Below are 2,050 nucleotides of genomic sequence, written 5' to 3'. Positions count from 1 at the left end.
CACGGATCGAATGTCCGCCACCCCGGTCGGCCCGGAAATCCGCCCCGTTCCGAGTCGCGACGATCAAGCCATGCGTCAACGCCGTCGCCGCAATCAACGCATCGCGCTCCGAACGCGGGTCGGGAACGTGCAACCGGGCGCAACGACGCGCGACGGCGACATCGACCGGCAGCATCCGCTCCGAAAACGCCGGCAACACCCGCTCCTCCAACCAAGCCCGCAACAGCGCCCCCTGCGCCGGATCGCGGCGCTCGATCCGCAGCACGCCCCATTCCAGCTCCAATACGGTGACGACCGACAGGAACAGGCTGACGACCGGCACACTCGCCGCCCAGGCCACGACATGCGGATCGGCCTTGCCCGCCTTCGCCCGCCGCAGCTCGGACACCACGTTGGTATCGAGCAGGTACATCACTCCAAGTCCGCCGGCCGGAACAGGGGACCGGTCCAACGAAGCGGCTCGAACTCGATATCCGCCACCTCGGGCATCGCCAACAGCTCGACAAGACTCGGCCGATCCCCCGTTAAGCGCCGGTATTCCTCGATGGTCAGCAGCACATGCGCCGGCCGGCCCCGGTCGGTGACGAACACCGGCCCCGCCCGCGCCGCCTTCTTCGCCCGCGTCACGTCCCGATTAAACTCCCGACTGGAAAACGTCGTCACCGTCATCGCCTCGCGCCCCGTATTTTATGTAGTGATGTTACTACCCTAGCGCGCCTCACCCGCTACCGCAACAACGCGCGTCGGTCGCCCAGAAATCGCCTCGGGCAAGGTCGTCGGTGAAACCGCCGTAGACGGCCTAGAACGGCCCTAGCGGCGTTTTTCTGGATCAGGGAAGGTTATTCCTCGCAACCGGTTTCTTCGGGCGTCTCTGGGGCGTCTCAGTCGCACAGTCCAGAAACAGGGTCGTCTCAGAACACAGAAAACAAAACACGCCAAGAGCGACGGTTGTGTTGTACGGCAATTTGCCGTACGATTGCATCAGGAGGACAAACGCCATGCCCGCAGCCATCTCCACCGCCCGCCTCGAAGCCCGGATCAGCACCGATCTGCATTCGATGCTCAAACGCGCCGCCGAGCTTCAAGGCCGCACCATGACCGATTTCGTTGTGGCCGCCGTCCAGGACGCCGCGCAACGCGCCATCGAGCAGGCCGAAGTGATTCGGCTCTCGCTGGCCGATCAGGAGTGCTTTGCACAAGCGCTGCTGTCGCCGCCGCCACCGGCCCCGGCTCTGGAACGCGCCTTTGCCCGTCGCGGCAAGCTCTTGCGCACTGAATGAGCAGCGCACCGTTTCGGCTCGTATTGCTTGATGCCGCCCATGATCGCACCGCGTTCAACAGCGATTCGGCGCCGCTGAACCGCTATCTGCGCGAGCAAGTCACCCAAGACGTTCGCCGCCGCGTGGCCGCCTGTTTTGTAGCCTTGGCCGATGGGCAGCGCATCGCGGGGTACTACACCTTGGCCTCAGCCAGCCTGCTGCTAGCCGATCTTCCAGCCAGCACCAGCAAAAAGCTGCCGCGCTATCCGACCGTGCCCGCCGTTCGCATGGGCCGCTTGGCTATCGATCAGGCTTTCAAGGGCCAAGGTCTAGGCGGTGCGCTGCTGGCTGATGCGCTCGACCGTGCCGCCCGCGCGGAGATTGCGGCCTATGCCCTGATGGTGGACGCCAAGGACGAATCGGCAGCGGACTTCTACCGGCATCACGGCTTCATCGCGCTACCCGATTCACCGCGCACCCTGTTCTTGCCCCTGGCAACCGTTCGGTTTTCTCGAAACTTACCGTTCTCTGCCACCTGATCCGAGAACGGTTTTCAAGAACCCCTCGACCACACCGGCGCAAGGCCGCGCCGCCTTCTCGACAAGGCGTCTCGCAAACGAACGTCTGCGAGACGCCTTAGCGTGCTTTGTTTTTTCCGTGTTCCGAGACGATCCCGGAAAGCCGCAAAAAAGCGGCTCTAGGGCACGCGGCGACACGAGTCCATGAAAAACCACTGGCCCAAACTAAAAACGCCGGAAAACGACCTCTCCGGCGCTTCTCGGGGCATCGAC

4 protein-coding genes are annotated in these 2,050 nt (G+C 63.9%); 2 read left to right on the top strand and 2 right to left on the bottom strand.

Annotation, left to right across the window (positions count from 1 at the left end):
- Nucleotides 1-412, bottom strand: a 412-nt coding sequence (locus E4P82_RS21275; RefSeq protein WP_169250746.1) for a type II toxin-antitoxin system VapC family toxin, incomplete at its 3' end; no start/stop codon positions are given.
- Nucleotides 412-669 (bottom strand): type II toxin-antitoxin system prevent-host-death family antitoxin, encoded by a 258-nt coding sequence (locus E4P82_RS21270; RefSeq protein WP_169250745.1) that lies wholly within the window; start codon nt 667-669, stop codon nt 412-414. The genes E4P82_RS21275 and E4P82_RS21270, both read right to left, overlap by 1 nt.
- Before the next feature lie 329 nt (nt 670-998).
- Here E4P82_RS21270 and E4P82_RS21265 point away from each other — a divergent pair, with 329 nt between their 5' ends.
- Together E4P82_RS21265 and E4P82_RS21260 are read left to right on the top strand one after the other, a co-directional pair.
- Nucleotides 999-1,280 (top strand): type II toxin-antitoxin system TacA family antitoxin, encoded by a 282-nt coding sequence (locus tag E4P82_RS21265; protein WP_169250744.1) that lies wholly within the window; start codon nt 999-1,001, stop codon nt 1,278-1,280.
- Nucleotides 1,277-1,798 (top strand): GNAT family N-acetyltransferase, encoded by a 522-nt coding sequence (locus E4P82_RS21260; protein WP_169250743.1) that lies wholly within the window; start codon nt 1,277-1,279, stop codon nt 1,796-1,798. Before E4P82_RS21265 ends, E4P82_RS21260 begins: the two co-directional genes overlap by 4 nt.
- The last annotated feature ends 252 nt before the right edge of the window (nt 1,799-2,050 follow it).

The sequence above is a fragment of the Candidatus Competibacter phosphatis genome (assembly GCF_012939995.1).
Taxonomy (GTDB): Bacteria; Pseudomonadota; Gammaproteobacteria; order Competibacterales; family Competibacteraceae; genus Competibacter; species Competibacter phosphatis.
The sequence above is the reverse complement of the archived record's forward strand: the minus strand, read 5'-3'. Positions and strand labels throughout refer to the sequence as shown.